We start from the raw sequence: 16,093 nt of genomic DNA on the forward strand, positions 1-16,093 counted from the left end.
CGCGCAGCTATCGCTTTGCCATCATCGACAGCCGGATCAGCGCACGTTCCACAAGCGCCATCGCCGGGGCACGCTGCCCTGCCGAACGCAGTTGCAGGTCGGTATCGGTGAGCAGGCGAAGCGCCTCTTCCAGGCGCGGCGCGCCCCATTTCTGCGCCTGGCGCAGGATCCGGTCGCGGCGCGGGCCATAGACAGGCGGACGCAACCGCCCGATCCCCTGACCAGGGCCATCAGGGTCAGCCGCCACGGCGTAAAGCCTGCGGAAATGGCGCGTGGCACTGATGCACAGGGTCACCGCCTGAACCCCCTGCCCGCGCAGACGCTTCATCACCGGGCCGATCTCACCGGCGCGGGCCTCGGCGACGATATCGAGGATATCGTCCAGCTCGGCTTCGGTGGAACTTGGTGCGCAAAGCGCGACATCCTCGGGGGTCAGCGGCGTCTCGTCACCAATCTTGTAGAGCGCCAGTTTTTCCATCGTCTGGCGAAAATCGCCGGGGTCGAGATCGCGCGCCAAAGCTGTCAGATCGCGCATCGCATCGCCTCCGACATCTTTGAGTCCAGCCTTGGTCAGTGTGGCTTCGATCTCATCGCGCGAGGGCGGATCGTCATAGATCACGGCGGCATAGGCATTGGGATGGCCCTCGAAGAGCTTGCGCAGCTTCGAGGCGGGTTTGAGCGCACCAGCGGTGACAATGACCTGCGCATCGCCCTCCTGCCAGTCGGCCAGGGCGTCCGTCACCATTGGGGCAAGCGCGTCAGTCGCATCCTCGACAAAGGCCACGCGCGGCCCCGGAAAGAACCCCTGCGCCTTCACCGCATCAAGCAGCATCGCGGGGTCCTTGCGCAAATCGCTGGCGGAAATGCGCGTGAGGCGCATTTCCTCTTCGCCCGCGGGGCCGATCAGGGCGGCGATCACCTCCTGACGGCGCAGCGCCACGCGCATCGCATCCTGCCCGTAGATCAGAAGACCCGTGCGCTTGGGGTCGGGGCGGGCGAAATACCCTGCCGCATCACGGCCCGAGAGTTTCATACCGGCAAGACCCGCGATGCAGCAACCAACCGCTCGGCCAGCCCATCGGCAAGGCGCGCAAGGATGTCCTCGCCTTGCGCCGCGACCCTGCCAGAGGTCAGGACCACGCCACCCTGCAAGTCGTTGACTGCATATGTCATTTCAGCGTTGTAGGGGGCGCGAGCAGTGAGGCTGCCGGACGTTTCATCGCCCTCACGGCCGTCGAGCTTAAGCGCATAGAAGAGACCATAACGCGCATCCCGCGCACGGCAGCGACCCAACCGGCTTTCCAGCGCCTTGGCCATGCGGCGCGCATCATGCCCATTCAGAAGGGTGATCGCCACCGCGTTGCGAAACCGGCCCAGATCATCCGGCAATGCGCTGCCCGAAGGCGCGCAGAAACCCGCGGCCGGGGCCAGCATGGCGGCGCCGGCGACAACACTTCCGATCACGACCTGGCGGCGATCAAATGACGACATTCACGATCCGTCCGGGGACGACGATGACCTTCCTGGGCTGGGCCCCGTCCAGCGCCTTGATCACAGCATCCGCCGCCAGCGCCTGTTTTTCAACCTCGGACTTGTCCATGTCCCTGGGAACGCTGATTTCAGCGCGGCGTTTGCCGTTGATCTGGATCGGCAAGGTCACCGTGTCATCGACCAGCATGGAGTCATCCGCCACCGGCCAGGGCGCCTGCCCGACCAGCCCCTGCTGACCAAGCGCGGCCCAGAGTTCCTCGGCAAGATGCGGGGTCATCGGCGACATGAGCTGCACCAGCGCAGCGGCCGCCTGCTGGCGCGCCTGCGCGCCGGCCTGCGACTTTGCCAGCGTATTGGTAAAGGCGTAGAGCTTGGCGATGGCGGCGTTGAAACCGAAGGATTCCACGCCGCCCGTCACGTCATGGATGGTCTTGTGCATCTCTCGCAGCAGGGCCGTGTCATGCTCGTTCGCAGGCTCGTCGCTGGTGGCGATGCCGGTGACAAGGCGATGCACGCGGGCGAGATGCTTGAAAGCGGCCTCGGCGCCTGCGGCGGTCCATTCCACGTCACGTTCCGGCGGGCTGTCGGAAAGAACGAACCAGCGCGCGGTATCCGCACCATAGGCGCCGATGATGCTGACCGGATCGACCACGTTCTTCTTGGATTTCGACATCTTGGCCGAGGGGATAATCTTAACGGGTTGCCTGGTCCCTTTGAGGAACGTTCCATCATCTAGACGCTCGACTTCCTCTGGATACCGGTAGACTCGCTTTGGTTCGCTAAGAGAATCGACCTCCGAAAGTCTTCCCCAGTCACTCATAGGAGCGTCTTCAGTTGTGTAATATATCTCATGCGTCACCATACCCTGCGTGAACAGCGCATTGAACGGCTCGATCGCCTTTTGCGGCAGGTGGCCGGTCTGGTGCATGGCGCGCGCGAAGAAGCGCGAATAAAGGAGATGCAGGATCGCGTGTTCGATTCCGCCGATATACTGGTCCACGTTCATCCAGTATTCGGCCTCTTCCAGATCGGTCGGGGTCTTTGCGCGCGGCGCGGTGAAGCGGGCGAAATACCACGAACTGTCAACGAAGGTATCCATCGTGTCGGTTTCGCGCCGGGCGGGCGCACCGCAGGACGGACAGGCGCAATCGCGCCATGTCGGGTGTCGGTCCAGCGGGTTGCCGGGGATCGAGAAATCGATCGGCTGGCCGCCCTCGTCATAGGGCAGCTGGATCGGCAGGTTCTCTTTCTTCTCCGGCACCACGCCGCAGGATTCGCAATGCACCACCGGGATCGGGCAGCCCCAATACCGCTGGCGGCTGAGGCCCCAGTCCCGCAGCCGGAACTTGGTCACACCCTGACCGACGCCGTTCTCCTCGCAAAAGGCGATGGCGCTGTCGATGCCCTGCTCGCCGGTCTGCATCTCGTCACCGGCAAAGCCCTTGATATAGCGCACCTTCTCCGATTTGGGCGGCACATAGGCATCGCCCCCGTCCTCGGGCAGGGCGAAATCGTCGCCGGGGTTCGCCGGGGCGTAGGTCGACATCACCGGCAGGTCGTATTTGCGCGCGAAGTCAAGGTCGCGCTGGTCATGCGCCGGGCAGCCGAAGATCGCGCCGGTGCCGTAATCCATCAGGATGAAATTGGCCACGTAGACCGGCAGCTCCCACGCTGTATCAAAGGGGTGGCGCACCCGCAGCCCGGTGTCGAAGCCCTTTTTCTCAGCCTTCTCCAGCTCTTCTTCCGATGTGCCCATGCGGCGGCATTCGGCGTTGAAGGCGGCCAGCTCATCATTGTCCTTCTCCATCTGGCGCGCCAGCGGATGATCGGGCGAGATGCCGATGAAGCTCGCGCCCATCAAGGTGTCGGGCCGGGTCGTGTAGACCTCGATGCGGTCATGGCCCTCAAGCCCCTCGACCAGCGAGAAGGCGAATTGCAGCCCGCGCGAGCGGCCGATCCAGTTGGCCTGCATCAGCTTGACCTTGGCCGGCCAGTCATCAAGCCCGTCAAGCGCATCGAGCAGCTCTTCGGCGAAATCCGAGATGCGGAAGAACCACTGGGTCAGCTCGCGCCGCTCGACCACTGCGCCCGAGCGCCACCCGCGCCCGTTCTCGACCTGTTCATTGGCCAGCACGGTCATGTCCACCGGATCCCAGTTGACGACCGCGTTCTTGCGATAGACCAGCCCCTGTTCCAACATGTCGAGGAACAGCGCCTGCTGCTGGCCGTAATATTCCGGGTCGCAGGTGGCGAATTCACGGCTCCAGTCGATCGACAGGCCAAGCGGCTTCATCTGTGCGCGCATGTCGTCGATATTGCCGTACGTCCAATCCTTGGGGTGTCCGCCGCTGGCCATCGCGGCATTTTCCGCAGGCATCCCGAAGGCGTCCCAGCCCATCGGGTGCAACACGTTGTGCCCTGTGCTGATCTTGTAGCGCGCGATCACGTCGCCCATCGTGTAGTTGCGCACATGCCCCATATGGATACGCCCGGAGGGATAGGGGAACATCTCAAGCACGTAATACTTGGGCTTGCCCTCACTGCGGGCGGCGCGAAACAGCCCCGCATCGTCCCAGGCCTTTTGCCATTTCGCTTCGATCTCGGCGGCTGAATAGCGCGACATGCCTCAAACCCTTCGTGGTCCCGTTGATTGCCTCGCGTGATAGGGCGCGGCGGGCGCGGGGTCCAGTGGTCAGGCGCAAAAATGCGGACCTATGCAGGGGCGCCGCACCTGCTTATAAGGTTCAAAAACCAATGCCGGGTGATGCTTTCGATGAAAATCCTCTTCATTCATCAGAATTTTCCGGGCCAATTCAAACACCTGGCGCCGCTTCTGGCGGCAAGGGGGCATCAATGCGTGGCGCTGACGCTGCGCGCCAAGGAACCCGCCAACCGGAACGGCGTGCGCCTTGTCCCCTATCGTCTGCCCAAGAGATCGGGGCAGAACCTGCATCCCTGGCTGATCGATCTCGACACCAAGCTGACCCGTGGCGAGGCGTGCTATCGCGCGGCACGGGCATTGCGTGACAAGGGATTCACCCCCGATCTGATCCTCGCCCATCCAGGCTGGGGCGAATCGATGTTCCTCAACGATGTCTGGCCAGCGGCGCGGATCGGGCTCTATTGCGAGCTGTATCATCAGGCCGATTACCCGCATCTGCATTTCGATCCCGAGTTCGACAAGGGCGATGCCGAACTGTCGCGGCTGCGTATCCGCATGAAGAACCTCAACAATCACCTCCACGCGCCGATCATGGATGCCGGGATAAGCCCCACGCACTTCCAGGCCGAGACCTTTCCCGAGGACTTCCGCGAGCGCATCACCATTTGTCATGACGGCATCGACAGCGCAGTGGCGCGACCCGATCCCGATGTGCGCCTGACGCTCGATGACATGCCCGAGCTGACCCGTGCGGACGAGGTCATCACCTTCGTCAATCGCAACCTCGAACCCTATCGCGGCTATCACATATTCATGCGCGCCCTGCCCCGCCTGCTCGTCGAGCGGCCCGATGCGCGGGTCGTCATCGTTGGTGGCGACGAGGTCAGCTATGGCCCGCGCCCGCCCTCTGGGCAGACCTGGAAGCAGGTGTTCATCGACGAGGTGCGCGCGGACATTCCCGATGCCGACTGGGCGCGGGTCCATTTTGCCGGGCGCATCGCCTATGACGATTTCACGCGGCTTTTGCAGGTCAGCCGGGTGCATGTCTACCTGACCTACCCGTTCGTGCTGAGCTGGAGCCTGCTTGAGGCGATGAGCTGCGGCGCGGCGATCGTCGCCAGTGACACGGCGCCGGTGCGCGAAGTCCTGTCCCACGATGACAACGGGCGGCTGGTGGATTTCTTCGACGGCGACGCCCTGGTGGGGGAGGTCTGCGATCTGCTTGACGATGAAGCGGCGCGGCGGCGCTTGGGCGAGGCCGCGCGTGCGACGGTGCTGGCACGTTATGATCTGCAGACGATCTGCCTGCCCCGTCAGCTGGACTGGGTGTCGCAGATCATGGACGGCGCGCCGGTCTGAACCGCGCGCCGGTCTTCAGTATTTGCCGGCGTTGATACGCAACTGGCGGGCGCGGGCGAGGATCGCATCCTCGACGGCGCGCTGTGTGCCTGCGCTAACCGGGCCATTGCGGGTTTGCAGCGCCACGTTCAGCGAGCGCGCATCAAGCGCAGGATCGCTGATCAGGATGGTCGCCCTGTAGGCCGGCCCGCCGCCCGGAGGCGTCCCGTAACCCGTTGCAATCACGCCGGTAAAGGGGTCTGCCGTCTGGATCGGAAGGAAGTCCAGCACGTCCAGCGAGGCGTTCCACAGGAAGCGGTTGACCTTGATCTGGGCGTCGCCGCTTTTGAATATGTCGAACAGCGAGCCATTGGCCTTCGCGCGTGCCGACTTGGGCGACGTATAGGCGTCAGGGTCGAGGCCCTCGTTCCGAAAAGCGCCGCATGAGGCAAGTACTGCAAGGCAGATCGTTGTAAGAGCGGCGTTTCTGATGCGGGACTTTGTCATTGCGCAATCCGAATTTGTTTCCCTTCCCTACTATCCAAGCTGGGACAGCGGAGCAAGGTGTTTACTGAAATCGGATCGGGCTTTGCGGCGGGGATTGTGCGTTTGTATCGGTCTGTGGCAAACAGGCGACCGGCACAGGACCAGCCAGGAGAGCCGCCAGATGAGTCTCGAGGACATCAGGAACCGTATTCGCAAGGCCGAGGAGAACGCGGGACGCGCGTCGGGGAGCGTGACGCTGATCGCGGTCTCCAAACAGCAGCCCGACGAGCGCGTTGCGGCGGTCCTGGAAGCGGGGCATCGCTGTTTCGGCGAGAACCGCGTGCAGGAAGCGGCGGGCAAGTGGCCAGATTTTCGCGAGCGTTTTCAAGATATTGACCTGCACCTGATCGGCCCGCTCCAGACCAACAAGGCGCGGCAGGCCTTTGATCTGTTCCAGTCGATTCATTCGGTGGACCGGCCTAAGCTGGCGAAAACCATTGCCCGGCTGGCGCAGGAAGAGGGGTCTTGCCCGGAGCTGTTCATACAGGTCAATACCGGCGAAGAGGATCAGAAGGCCGGGGTGCTGCCCGCAGATGCGGACGATTTCATCAATGATTGCAAGGGGATGGACCTGCCGGTGCGAGGGCTGATGTGCATCCCGCCCGTCGAGGAAGAGCCCAGCCTGCATTTCGCGTTGCTGGCGAAGATCGCAAAACGCAATGGACTCAATGGCTTATCAATGGGAATGAGCGGTGACTTCGAGGCGGCCATCGCACTTGGCGCGACCCATGTGCGGGTAGGAAGCGCGATTTTCGGCGCCCGAAACTAGGGCCGAGCGCGCGTGAGAAGACGCGTTCCTGGACTTATTTTTCCTGCAATATCAATAAGATGATCTCTTCTCAGCGCCACGCAACCCTCGGTCGGGAAATGCGGGCGGCGCCATTGGTGGATGAAGATACAGGACCCGGCGCCGGGGGTTGCGTGGGGCCAGTTCCAATCGGTGATCAGAATCAGATCATAGAGCGGATCAGCCCGGCGAAGCACCTCGTGAGAATGAAAATAAGGCTTTCTAACCAATAGGTTATAGGATTCATCATCGGGGTCGTCTGACCACAGGTCCGACGGGCCGATGGGCTGTGCCCAAGACGCGGGGCGGGCCATTCGGTCGGGGCGGTAGAACATCCCGACGACATGCAGAACGCCCACCGGGGTTGCGCCATCTCCCTCATGTTTACAATGACTTAGCCCCCCTCGCCCGATAGAGCAGGGATAGAGGCGGCGCCTGAAACGCAGGCCCAGAGGCGTCAAGACAAGGTCATCAGGTGTCATCCCCGAGTGATGCCGCAAATCGCCCCGTCATGGAAGCCCGCGCCCCCGAAAGAACTGTACGAAACGTCCGTTTTGTACGCGGCTTTTGTACAGGATTTGCCGCTGGCCGGCCGAACTCTGTACAAACTGCCGAATCCGACCCTCGCGCGGCGTTTGCAATCGTGCCGCGTCACCATCAGGTTGAGACGATGTGGTTCGATACGCTGCCCCTCTCAGGACTGATCGCGGGATTCGTGGCGACCGCCGCGGTGATCGCGGTGGTCGGCGTCCGGCTGACCGAAAAGGCCGACCAGCTGGCCGACCGCACCGGCGTCGGCGAGGCGATCGCGGGGGCGGTGCTGCTGGGGATGGCGACATCACTGTCGGGCACGGTGGTGTCGATCACCGCCGCGATGGATGGCGAAGCGTCGCTGGCCTTCTCCAACGCGGTCGGCGGGATCGCCGCGCAGACCGCATTTCTGGCGCTGGCCGACATGACCTATCGGCGGGCGAATCTGGAACATGCCTCGGCCGATCCGGCGATCCTGTTTCAGGCGAGCCTTCTGACACTGCTGCTGGCCCTGCCTCTGGCGGCCTGGGCGGGGCCGGAGGTTTCGGTCTGGGGGGTGCATCCGGTGTCGTTGTTGCTGCCGGTCATCTATGTGGGCGGGCTGCGCGTGGGATCGCAGGTGCGCGTGGCTCCGATGTGGCAGCCGGTCCACACACCGCTGACCCGCAAGGACGTGCCCGATACCGAGACGGCGACATCCGGCAAGTTGATTCCCCTGCTGCTGCGCTTTGCCGGGCTGGTGGTGATTCTGGGGCTGGCCGGCTGGACAATGTCGAAGATCGCGGTGGAGCTGCCCGAGCGGCTGGGTATTCCTGCGACGGTGGTCGGGGCGCTGATGACGGCGGTGGCGACATCGCTGCCCGAACTGATCACCACGCTGGCCGCGGTGCGGCGCGGGGCGGTGCAACTGGCCGTGGGCGGGATCATCGGCGGCAACACGTTCGACGTGCTGTTCCTGACGGCGGCGGATGCGGGATACCGGGAGGGGTCGATCTATCACGCGATCGGCCGCGCAGACCTGTTCTGGATCGCGGTGGGGCTGGTGATGACCGCCATCCTGCTGATCGGCCTGATCGTACGCGAGCAGAAGGGACCGGGGCGAATCGGGCTGGAAAGCAGCGCACTGTTGCTGGTGTATGCCGGCGCGGTGGCGGTGCAGGCCTTCATGTGGTGACGCTTGCGTGGGGCATGCGCCCTATTCTCCATCGCGCGGCACGATCCGGACGCCGTCGCGGATCGCATCGGAGGGGTGGGTGATGACCCGCTGACCGGCCTGGAGCCCCGAAAGCACCTGAGCGCCGGTGTCGTTACGCCGCCCCAGTTCGATCACCTGAAGGCGCGCGGTGCCGTCGGGGCCGGCGACAAAGACCGCCCAGTCCTGCCCCTGGCGAAAGATCGCGCCAAGCGGCACCTGGAGAACGTCATCGGCCTCCCATTCGACGATGCGCAGGAAAACCGAGAACCCGTCGCCAAGCCCGGAGCGTTCAGGCACCGGTGTCACGAGGTCGAAAACCACATCGACGCGCTGTTCCTCGATCCCCAGAGCGGAGACCTTTGTGTAGCCCGACGGTTCGATCTTGGTCAGTTCCGCCGCCAGCGTCCCCGCCCCGCCCCAGCGTTCGACGACCGCGCGCGCGCCGGGGCGAAGACGCACCGCATCGGTCGAGAGAAGGTCGGCGACGATCTCGAGATCCTCGGGCCGGCCGACCGACAAGAGCCGCGTGCCCGCGGTGACGGGGCGTTCGCTGATGGTGTCGATGCTGAGCACCTTTCCATCGACCGGCGCATGAAGGCGCACGCAACAGGAGGTCGATTGCGCGGGATCGTCGCCCGGTTCGATCAGCGCCGCGCGCACCCGGTCGAGTGCGCCATTTGCGCGTTCGAGATTGGAGGCGGCGGCATCGGCCCCGGCCTCGGCGGAGCGCAGGCGTTGTTCGGCATCCTCGAGCCGGGTGATCGAGGCGACGCCGCGTTCCACCAGCGTGCGGGTGCGTTCGTGATCGGTGCGCGCGTAGTTCAGCTCTTCCTCGGCCTGGCGCAGGGCACTGCGCGCCGAGACGAGCGCGGCTTCGGCCTCGCGCACGGCGGCTTCGGCCTGAATGCGGCTGCGCATATCCAGAAGGCCCGGCGAGGCGGGTTCGACGATGGCGACCACGGTTTCATTGGCGATGACCGGATCGCCCTCGCGGACGGGCGAGCGACGCGCGATTCCCGCGAGCGGGGCGGAGACCTCGTAGATTTCGGCAATGCGGGTGCGGGCATCGGCATTGACGGTAACCTGCATCGGCGCGCGGGCGAGTTCGTGCAGATCGACAGGCACCGGATCGCTGCGCAGCGCGAGCCAGGCAAGACCGAGCGTGGCAGCGGCGCCGAGACCATAGAGAAGGACATTGCGGGCTTTGAAAGGCATGAGGTATTATTCCCTTGTTTTCATGACAGCGACAAGGTCAAGACGATCAAGGCGGCGGCGCACCAGCAGCGCAGCCGCAAGCGACGCCGCCAGCACAACGAGGCTGGCGCGGGCGAAACCCGCGGGTTCCAGCACCAGCGGAACGGAATAGAGATCCGAGGCAGACCCCCGCGCCAGCGCCGCCGCGATCAGGCTGCCAAGCGCCCAGCCGAGCGGCTGCGCCAGCAGCGCCAGCAGCATGGTTTCACCGATCAGCACGAAGGAGACCTCGCCGCGCGTGAAGCCGAGGATGCGCAGGCTGGCAAGTTCGCGGGCGCGCTCCGAAAGCTGGATGCGGGCGCCGTTATAGGCGACGCCGACCGTGATCAGCACCGCGATGGAGATATAGACCGTGGTCATGGTGGTGACGTTGCGCCGGATCGTGTCCTCGAAAGAGCGGCGCATCCGGGTCAGCATCACAAGCCCGCTGAGCTCGGGCGTGTCCTTGAGCGTCGCATGGAGCTGCGGCAGGGCGGCATCGTCGATCAGCAGGTTGGCGGCTGTGATGCGCGGCGACTGGCGTTTGAGCCGGTCAAGCGTGCTGCTGTCCAAATAGGCGCCCAGCCCGACATATTGCGTGACCAGCCCGGCCACGGGCAGGTGGTGGATTTCGTCGCGCCCGTCGGGAAATTCGATCGCGATCACGTCGCCGGGGCGGGCTTCGAGCTGTGCCGCGAGGCGTTCGGAAAGGAGGATCGCGCCGGGTGGCGCGTCGACCACTCGGCCTGCCGCGTCGACGATGCGCGAAAGGTCGGCACCGGGGGCGCGGGCCTCGATGGCGGTGTCCTTTTCGAGATGGCCGTGGCGCAGGGTGGCGGGCTGGAATTGCTGGCCCTCGGCCACGAGCACCCCCGGCAGGTTGGCGACATCCTGAAGCGCGTCATCGCGCAGCCCCGGTGAAAACAGCAGCATCGCGTGCTGCCGGTTGGACTGGTAGAAGGCCTTGTCGAGGATCGTGTCGAGCGCGTCCGAAAAGAAGCTGGAGGCGACCAGAACCGCCACCGCCAGCGACAGGCCGAGCGTGGTCAGCCCCGAGCGCAGTGGCCAGCGCATGAGGCTGCGCAGGATCATCATCACCGGCTGCGAGAGGCGCAGGCGCGAGAGCGCGCGATCAAGCAGGCCGCGGCTGAAGCGGGGCGGTGCGGGCGGCGACATCGCCGTTGCGGGCGCAAGGCGCGCGGCGTGAAGCGCGCTGCGGGCCGCCCCGAGCGCGGCGCTGGCCAGCGCCAGCAGCCCCGAGATCGCATAGGCGTCATAGGCGACGCGGTAGATGAGGTAGGGAAAGTCGAAGAACTGCGCGTAGAGCCGCGCCAGCGCGCCGGACAGCCATGTCCCCACCGCCCAGCCCAGGAGCGTCCCCACCACCGCCACGAGACCCGCCAGCATGAGGTAATGGACGCAGATTTCCGCATCGCTGTAGCCGATTGCCTTGAGCAGCCCGATCTCGGCGCGTTCCAGCGCGATGATCCGCCCGATCACCATGCCCACCAGAAAGGCGGTGATGCCGAAGAAGATCGGCGGCAGGATCATGGCGGTGCTGCGCAGCTGTTCGATCTCGGCATCGACGAAACTGTGCGAGGTCTGGATGGCGCGCCCATGCGCGCCGGTGCCGCCGTAGGGGTCGAGCAGGATATCGAGCCGGTCGATCACCTGCGCCTCGGGTGCGCGGGGATCGAGCTTGAGCGTCACGTCGTTGAAGGCGCCCTGCATGTCGAAGGCCGCATCGGCGACGCGCGCGGGCACCCAGAGGATTCCGAAGGTCTCGGCGTCGGGCATCATCGCGCCGGGGCCGATCGTGTAGATGAATTCGGGCGACAGCAGCGTGCCGGTCAGGGTGAGCACCCGTTTGCGCCCGCCCATGTTGGCGGTGAAGCTGTCGCCGGGTCGCAGCCCGTTGGCATCCGCGAAGGGCTCGTTCACCGCCACCTCGCCGGTGGCGGCAGGGTCCGGCAGGCGGCCGCTGCGCAGCACCGGGCGATTGAGCAGCGGCGCGCCCGTTTCGGGCAGCGAGATCATCCGCCCGGTCACCGTTTCAACCCGCCCCGGAATGTCGAGGATCACGTGTTTCACCACCCGCGCCTCGGCCTGACGCACACCGGGGATGGCGCGGATTTCGGACAACAGGGAATCCGGGGCGCGGTTCGCCCCGGCAAAGACATCGGCGAAGCGGTTGCGTTCGTAATAGGCGGCGCGGGTGTCCTCGAGCGCACCATACATGCCGAAGGTGGTCATCAGGATCGCCACCCCACAGGCCAGCACCAGCGCGATGGCCAGCGCCTGCGCCCAGAGGCGGCGAAAATCGCGCAGGAGTTTCTTGTCGAGCGCGTCCATCATTCCCTACCAGTGAATATCCGCCGGGGCGATGCGGTGGGCGTTGGTCTCGATCCGCTCGATCTGACCGTCGCGGAACCAGATCACCCGATGCGCCATGCGGCGGATCTCGGCGTTGTGGGTGATGACGGCGGTGGTGGTGCCCAGCCTGTCGTTGATGTCGCGCAGCGCCTCGAGCACCTGCACCCCGGTCTTGCTGTCAAGCGCACCGGTGGGTTCGTCGCACAGCAGCACCTCGGGGCGTTTCGCGATGGCGCGGGCAATGGCGACGCGCTGCTGCTCGCCGCCCGACATCTCGGCGGGAAAGTGATCCATCCGCGCCCCCAGCCCGACCTGTTCAAGCGCCTCTTCGGGCGACATCGGATCGCGCGCCACATCGGTCACGAGCTGGACATTCTCGCGCGCGGTGAGGCTGGCCACGAGGTTGTAGAACTGAAAGACGAAGCCGACATGATCGCGCCGATAGCGTGTCAGGCCGCGATCCCCGAGCCCCGTGAGTTCGAGATCGCGGAACCAGACCCGACCCGCGCTGGCGTGATCAAGCCCGCCGAGGATGTTGAGCAGCGTGGACTTGCCCGACCCCGAAGGGCCAAGCAGCACGGCCAGTTCCCCACCGTAAAGTTCGAGATCAACCCCCGCCAGCGCATGAACCTTGGTCAGCCCACTGTCATAGACCTTGGTCAGCCCCTCGGTGCGAAACATCGCTTCCGGCCCGGTTGCATCTGGCCGGGGCGCGGTGGCGGATGCGCTCATGAATCGCCCTCCGGGGATGTTGCGGGCAGGATGAGCGGGCAGCGCGCGGCATCGAGCAGGCGCGCCACGAGCGGCAGGTCGGCACGCGGGGCGGCCCCGATCACCGCCGCCGGGCGGTGGCGTTCGAGCCGCGCGAGAAGCGCCTCGGGACTGTCGCAGGTGATGACATCCGGCCCGCCGATGCCGGGGGGCGCGAAGATCAGAAGCGGCTTGCCGGTCTTTTGCGAAAGCTGCGCGGCGAGCGCCGCAAACCGGGGCGCGGGCGGCGCTGCCCCGACGACGAGCGCCACGCAATCGGTGCTGCCGGGATCCCTGGAAAAGCCGTAGATCAGCACATCCCCCGTGCCCGCGCCCTGATCGAGCGCGGTCGCAAGCCGCCCCTGCATCTGGCGGAATGCCGTCGCCAGCGAGGCGGCCTGCGCCGCGCGCTGCAACTGTTGCTCGAAGCGGCGGGCATCGGCGCGAAACGCCGCCTCCATCCGTGCTGCCGTCACCTCGATCACCTGCGCGCCGCCAAAGCCGATGCAGCGCGCCCGCGGCGTCGATGCGGCGGCCATGATCGCCTCGTCCGCGACCAGAACGCCATGCAGGTCGGCGCCGATCTGGCGGGCGATCTCGACGGCGACACGGATCGCGCCCTCGGCATCGAGATAGCAGGTGGCGCCAAGGATCACGCGGGCGCGGCGGGTTTCGGGGCTCATGACTTGCCCCCCTGTTCGTTCATCGTGCGCCCATAGGCGCGCCGCGCATCGGCAAACCCGCGCAGCCGGGCCTCGACGCGCGCGTTGATGCTGCCGTCGGGATAGGCCCCGTCCGCGTCGCGCGCCCCTGCCCTGCTGCCCATCAGAAGCGCGATCGCCTCGTCGACATGGGCGACGGGAATGATGCGGAAGCGGTCCGATTCGACCGCCTCGATCACGCGGCGACGCAGGGCGAGATGCTTGGTATTGGCGGCCGGGATCAGCACGCCCTGACGCCCGGTGAGGCCACGCGCGGCGCAGATGTCGAAGAAACCTTCGATCTTCTCGTTGACCCCGCCAATCGCCTGGATCGCGCCGAACTGGTTGATAGAGCCGGTGATGGCGAAGGACTGGTCGATCGGGGCCTCGGCCAGCGACGAGACCAGCGCCAGCAGTTCGGCCGCGGAGGCGCTGTCGCCATCGACGCCGCCATAGCTTTGCTCGAACACGAGGCTGGCCCAGAGCGACATCGGCATGTCGGTCGCGTAGGTGGCGGCCAGATACCCCTGGAGGATCAGCACCCCCTTGGAATGGATCGCGCCCCCGAGTTCGGTCTCGCGCTCGATATCGACCAGCTTGCCGCCGCCCATGCGGGTGCGTGCCGTCAGCCGCGAGGGCCGCCCGAAGGCGTATCCGCCGACCTGAAGCACCGAGAGCGCATTGATCTGGCCGATGGCCGCGCCATCGGTGTCGATGAGCACGGTTTCGCGGGTGATCGACTCGTGGCTGAGTTCGCGTATCCGGCTGGCGCGGCGTTCGCGTTCAAGCAGCGCCGTTTCGATATCGCGCGGCGTGATCGCGTCATGGCCGTTGCCATCGGCCCAGTGATCGGCCTCGCGCAGGATGTCCGAGAGCGTATCGGTATTGAGCGTCAGGCGTTCGGCGTCACCGGCAAGGCGCGTGGCCTCGCGCAGGATGGCGGCCACGGCGCCCGGATCGAGCGGGCGGATGCCGGCCCTGCGCGCGATCGTTCCGATCATGCGGGCAAAGCCCTGGCGCGCGCCGGCGTCATCGGGCAGGTGATCGTCAAGATCGGCCTCAAGCTTGAAGAGATGCGCAAAATCCGGGTCGAGCGCCGAAAGCAGGTAGTAATGCATCCGCTCGCCCACAAGGATGACGCGGGTTCTGAGCGGGATCGGATCGGGATCGAGCGAAACCGTCGAGACGAGGCTGAGGCGCTCGCCGGGGGAATAGATCGAGATTTCGCCGGTGCGCAGGCAGCGTTTGAGCGCATCCCAGGCAAAGGGCTCGCTCAGCACATGAAGCGCGTCGAGCACGATGAAACCGCCATTGGCGCGATGCAGCGCGCCGGGGCGGATCATGGTGAAATTGGTCACCAGCGCGCCCATTTCGGACGCGTACTCGATCCGCCCGATCAGGTTGCCGAGGGTGGGGAGGCTCTCGCGGATCACCGGCGCGCCGCCACCTTCATCCGTGCCGCCATCACCGACGATCACGTTGACGGCGTAGCGCTGGAACTGGGGGCGGGTGTAATGTTTGGAGGTCGCACCGGGAAACGGGCCGCCCTGCATCTGGTCGTCGCGCATCAGGAATATCTGGGCGTTCTCGATCAGGTCGGCGCGCACCGTTTCCAGGTAGGCGCGCAGCGCGTCGATTTCGGGCAGCGTGGCGGTCACGTCGGCAATGGCATCCTCGACCCCGGCGCGGGCCATCTCGTAATTCAGCTCCTCGACCTGGCGTCGGTGGTCCTTTTCGCGCGCGGGGGCGGCTTTGAGGATCTCGCCCAACGCGTCCTGGATCTCGTCGACGGCGGTGTCGACCTTCTCCTGCTCGGCCTCGGAAAGGGCCTCATACTTGTCGGGGGTTAGCACCTCGCCGTCATGCAGGCCGGTGACCGTAAAGCCCATCGGCGTGCGCAGGATGGCGACATTGCGGGCGCGGGCGCGTTCGAAAAGGGCCGACATCGCTTCTTCATGGGCCTCGGCGAAGCCCTGTTCGATGGTGTTGCGGCGCGATTGGTAATCCTCGGATTCAAAGAGCGCGGGGATGGCGTTGGCCAGATCGTCCACCAGCGCCTCCATCGCCTTGCGCAGGCGCGTGCCGATGCCGGGGGGCAGTTCGATGGCGGTGGGCTTGTGGGGTGTTTCAAAATTGTTGACGTAGACCCAGTCATTGGGGCGTGCGCGCGTGGCCGCGGCCTCTTTCAGGATCGCATCCACGATGCGGTGGCGCCCTGTGCCCGGCATGCCCAGCACGAAGGCGTTGAAATCGCCGTGCCGGATGCTGGCGGCCATGCGGATCGCATCGACCGCGCGATCCTGCCCCAGCCAGCCGGTTTCGGCGGGCAGATCGGCGGTGGTGGCAAAGTCGAACTCGGCCGCCGAGACGGGCATGCAAAGCGCGGCGGCAGGCAACGGAGCGGGATGGACAGGATCGGTGGGGTCGTTCATGAGCGGGCGAAACCTTCTGTAATTGCAGACCGGGACGCGCACCCAGTCTAACGC

The 16,093-nt window shown here is 65.6% G+C and carries 13 protein-coding genes; 3 read left to right on the forward strand and 10 right to left on the reverse strand.

Annotated elements, in window-relative coordinates:
* Positions 1-7 precede the first annotated feature (7 nt).
* The 3 genes from holA to leuS are packed head-to-tail and all read right to left on the reverse strand — an operon-like array spanning position 8 to position 4,114.
* Entirely contained in the window at positions 8-1,033 is a 1,026-nt protein-coding gene (holA, locus tag ROH8110_RS14810; protein ID WP_085818547.1) for a DNA polymerase III subunit delta, read from the reverse strand.
* Complete coding sequence (locus ROH8110_RS14815) at positions 1,030-1,491, reverse strand: hypothetical protein (protein ID WP_085818548.1); 462 nt, start codon at positions 1,489-1,491, stop codon at positions 1,030-1,032. The genes holA and ROH8110_RS14815 overlap by 4 nt, the downstream gene beginning before the upstream one ends.
* Complete coding sequence (gene leuS, locus ROH8110_RS14820) at positions 1,478-4,114, reverse strand: leucine--tRNA ligase (RefSeq protein ID WP_085818549.1); 2,637 nt, start codon at positions 4,112-4,114, stop codon at positions 1,478-1,480. Before leuS ends, ROH8110_RS14815 begins: the two co-directional genes overlap by 14 nt.
* Positions 4,115-4,264: 150 nt before the next feature.
* On the opposite strand from leuS, the gene ROH8110_RS14825 reads away from it, so the two are divergent.
* Entirely contained in the window at positions 4,265-5,512 is a 1,248-nt protein-coding gene (locus ROH8110_RS14825) for a glycosyltransferase (protein WP_085819030.1), read from the forward strand.
* A gap of 15 nt (positions 5,513-5,527) precedes the next feature.
* Here ROH8110_RS14825 and ROH8110_RS14830 read toward each other — a convergent pair whose 3' ends face one another.
* Positions 5,528-5,998: a DUF3576 domain-containing protein gene (locus ROH8110_RS14830; protein WP_085818550.1), complete on the reverse strand. Its 471-nt coding sequence runs from the start codon at positions 5,996-5,998 to the stop codon at positions 5,528-5,530.
* Between the two features lie 160 nt (positions 5,999-6,158).
* On the opposite strand from ROH8110_RS14830, the gene ROH8110_RS14835 reads away from it, so the two are divergent.
* Positions 6,159-6,806 carry a YggS family pyridoxal phosphate-dependent enzyme gene (locus tag ROH8110_RS14835; RefSeq protein WP_085818551.1) on the forward strand — a complete coding sequence of 216 codons (648 nt, stop codon included), beginning with the start codon at positions 6,159-6,161 and terminating at the stop codon, positions 6,804-6,806.
* Here the strand turns inward: ROH8110_RS14835 and ROH8110_RS14840 are convergent.
* Entirely contained in the window at positions 6,803-7,306 is a 504-nt protein-coding gene (locus ROH8110_RS14840) for a L,D-transpeptidase family protein (protein WP_085818552.1), read from the reverse strand. The genes ROH8110_RS14835 and ROH8110_RS14840 overlap by 4 nt on opposite strands.
* A gap of 188 nt (positions 7,307-7,494) precedes the next feature.
* Here ROH8110_RS14840 and ROH8110_RS14845 point away from each other — a divergent pair, with 188 nt between their 5' ends.
* Positions 7,495-8,529: a sodium:calcium antiporter gene (locus ROH8110_RS14845; RefSeq protein WP_085818553.1), complete on the forward strand. Its 1,035-nt coding sequence runs from the start codon at positions 7,495-7,497 to the stop codon at positions 8,527-8,529.
* 21 nt (positions 8,530-8,550) lie between these two features.
* On the opposite strand, the gene ROH8110_RS14850 is transcribed toward ROH8110_RS14845, so the two are convergent.
* Genes ROH8110_RS14850 through ROH8110_RS14870 form a run of 5 tightly spaced genes read right to left on the reverse strand, consistent with a single transcriptional unit; the run spans position 8,551 to position 16,039 of the window.
* Positions 8,551-9,765, reverse strand: a complete 1,215-nt coding sequence (locus ROH8110_RS14850; RefSeq protein ID WP_085818554.1) for an efflux RND transporter periplasmic adaptor subunit — start codon at positions 9,763-9,765, stop codon at positions 8,551-8,553.
* Positions 9,766-9,771: 6 nt separating this feature from the next.
* The gene (locus ROH8110_RS14855) at positions 9,772-12,138 is read right to left on the reverse strand and encodes an ABC transporter permease (RefSeq protein WP_245962885.1); all 2,367 of its coding nucleotides are present in this window, start codon (positions 12,136-12,138) and stop codon (positions 9,772-9,774) included.
* A 3-nt stretch (positions 12,139-12,141) separates the two neighbouring features.
* Positions 12,142-12,888: an ABC transporter ATP-binding protein gene (locus ROH8110_RS14860; protein ID WP_085818555.1), complete on the reverse strand. Its 747-nt coding sequence runs from the start codon at positions 12,886-12,888 to the stop codon at positions 12,142-12,144.
* Entirely contained in the window at positions 12,885-13,589 is a 705-nt protein-coding gene (locus tag ROH8110_RS14865) for a hypothetical protein (protein WP_085818556.1), read from the reverse strand. The genes ROH8110_RS14860 and ROH8110_RS14865 overlap by 4 nt, the downstream gene beginning before the upstream one ends.
* Positions 13,586-16,039: a Lon protease family protein gene (locus ROH8110_RS14870; RefSeq protein WP_085818557.1), complete on the reverse strand. Its 2,454-nt coding sequence runs from the start codon at positions 16,037-16,039 to the stop codon at positions 13,586-13,588. The genes ROH8110_RS14865 and ROH8110_RS14870 overlap by 4 nt, the downstream gene beginning before the upstream one ends.
* Between the last annotated feature and the right edge of the window lie 54 nt (positions 16,040-16,093).

It is taken from the genome of Roseovarius halotolerans, assembly GCF_900172255.1.
Taxonomy (GTDB): Bacteria; Pseudomonadota; Alphaproteobacteria; order Rhodobacterales; family Rhodobacteraceae; genus Roseovarius; species Roseovarius halotolerans.

Bases quoted from the DNA above. Each gene is read 5' to 3' on its own strand.
- ROH8110_RS14840 (WP_085818552.1), bottom strand. From the start codon at position 7,306: ATGACACCTGATGACCTTGTCTTGACGCCTCTGGGCCTGCGTTTCAGG.
- ROH8110_RS14850 (WP_085818554.1), bottom strand. From the start codon at position 9,765: ATGCCTTTCAAAGCCCGCAATGTCCTTCTCTATGGTCTCGGCGCCGCT.
- ROH8110_RS14865 (WP_085818556.1), bottom strand. From the start codon at position 13,589: ATGAGCCCCGAAACCCGCCGCGCCCGCGTGATCCTTGGCGCCACCTGC.
- ROH8110_RS14830 (WP_085818550.1), bottom strand. From the start codon at position 5,998: ATGACAAAGTCCCGCATCAGAAACGCCGCTCTTACAACGATCTGCCTT.
- holA (WP_085818547.1), bottom strand. From the start codon at position 1,033: ATGAAACTCTCGGGCCGTGATGCGGCAGGGTATTTCGCCCGCCCCGAC.
- ROH8110_RS14855 (WP_245962885.1), bottom strand. From the start codon at position 12,138: ATGATGGACGCGCTCGACAAGAAACTCCTGCGCGATTTTCGCCGCCTC.
- ROH8110_RS14845 (WP_085818553.1), top strand. From the start codon at position 7,495: ATGTGGTTCGATACGCTGCCCCTCTCAGGACTGATCGCGGGATTCGTG.
- leuS (WP_085818549.1), bottom strand. From the start codon at position 4,114: ATGTCGCGCTATTCAGCCGCCGAGATCGAAGCGAAATGGCAAAAGGCC.
- ROH8110_RS14835 (WP_085818551.1), top strand. From the start codon at position 6,159: ATGAGTCTCGAGGACATCAGGAACCGTATTCGCAAGGCCGAGGAGAAC.
- ROH8110_RS14815 (WP_085818548.1), bottom strand. From the start codon at position 1,491: ATGTCGTCATTTGATCGCCGCCAGGTCGTGATCGGAAGTGTTGTCGCC.
- ROH8110_RS14870 (WP_085818557.1), bottom strand. From the start codon at position 16,039: ATGAACGACCCCACCGATCCTGTCCATCCCGCTCCGTTGCCTGCCGCC.
- ROH8110_RS14825 (WP_085819030.1), top strand. From the start codon at position 4,265: ATGAAAATCCTCTTCATTCATCAGAATTTTCCGGGCCAATTCAAACAC.
- ROH8110_RS14860 (WP_085818555.1), bottom strand. From the start codon at position 12,888: ATGAGCGCATCCGCCACCGCGCCCCGGCCAGATGCAACCGGGCCGGAA.